This is a genomic window from Methylomonas sp. Uni0011 (assembly GCF_056850255.1).
In genome coordinates this window covers 1-1,469 of record NZ_JBVVNO010000047.1, presented here as the reverse complement: position 1 = coordinate 1,469, position 1,469 = coordinate 1, and the positions used below count along the sequence as shown (strand labels likewise).

Genomic DNA, 1,469 nt, shown 5'->3' with positions numbered 1-1,469 from the left:
CATATATGGACTCCTCCCCAATTGCAAGCCAAGTGTTATCAAAATTGATGTTTCCAACAGAGATCAAGATTGCAGCCATATATTCGGTCTCTTGATGAAGGTACTTGATAGGCCTTCGGACCCTGATGAATCTATCCGCGCGCTTTTTCCACTATCATCCTAACGGTTTCTTAAGAACCTATGCGCGGAACGGGATTTAAAAGCACCGGTCTGACCTGTTGAATGTCATCACTTTTGAGTTACTTGCCTCCGCAATCTGTTGAACTCTGTTTGTCTTGCCCTACACCGGATTGAGGGTTATCCACCCTTTGCCCGACGCCGGAGCTCTTCCCTCGCGTGGAGGCGTTGGGCAAAGGGTGGATAACCCGGCATCGAACGGTGGTTATGCCCCCGCTCGGTATGCTTTGCCCTGCGTCGCCATCGCCCAGAGTATCCGGGCATTCTTGTTGGCCAGCGCCACGGCGGCTTTGTTGAAGCCTCGTCGTTCGATCAGACCTTGCAGCCAGCGACTCAGCGGATCGGTCTTGCCGCTGCACACTTTTAGCACTGATCGCGCACCGTGGATCAACAAGGTGCGCAAGTAGCGGTTGCCGCGTTTGCTAATCCCCAGTAATACCTGTTTGTCGCCACTACTGTGTTGTCTGGGCACCACGCCCAGACTGGCGGCGTAATCACGTGCTCGGGTATAGCCCTTGCCGTCGCCAATGTCCGAAGCCAGGATGGTGGCGGTGATCGGCCCAACACCCGGCACGTCCCGAAATCGTTTACTCAGCGCATTTTGCTCGCATAAGCGGCTGATACGTTGCTCGTGGGCCTTAATGTCAGCGTCGATGGCTACCAGACGCTGATACTGTTCGGCAAACAATTCGCGGCCCGTGGACGTCAGTGCATTGTCGGTGTCTTCCAGAATCAGCGGTAAGGCTTTGCGCACGCTGTTAAGGCCTGTTGCCAGCACGATGCCGCGCTCGGCCAGAAAACCGCGCATCTGGTTGGCCAGCGCCGTGCGCTCGGCTACCCGTTCTTGGCGCAAGCGGTGAAGCATCTGCATATCTTGTTGAGCATCGTCTTTCACCGCTACCTTACGTTTGTTGGGCCGGGTGACCGCCGTGAAAATGGCTTCGGCATCGTTAAAGTCGTTCTTGTTGCCGACTACAAAAGCCTTCACAAACTTGGCATTCAGCAGCACGACTTCATGACCGAGTTTGGTCAGCTCCCGCGCCCAGTAGTGAGCGCCGCCACAAGCTTCCAGGCCAATCAGACTAACCGGCAAGTTGGCGAAATAGCTCAGCATCTCTGCCCGTCTCAGTTTCTTTTTCACCGGCCTGTCGTTCGCCGCCTGGCTGTACAGATGAAAAATGCTTTTTGCCGTATCCAGACCCACCACGTTACTATTCATTTCGGACTCCTCGTCGCTCCGTTTAAATTCTCTGGCGCAGTATGACACCGCGTGGGGTGGGGAGGAGTCCATG

The 1,469-nt window shown here is 55.1% G+C and carries 1 protein-coding gene; it reads right to left on the bottom strand.

Going from position 1 to position 1,469, the window contains the following annotated elements:
* Positions 1–382 precede the first annotated feature (382 nt).
* Positions 383–1,396, bottom strand: coding sequence for an IS110 family RNA-guided transposase (locus AC0IM9_RS20420; protein WP_482805240.1), 1,014 nt, complete (start codon positions 1,394–1,396; stop codon positions 383–385).
* Positions 1,397–1,469: the final 73 nt, after the last annotated feature.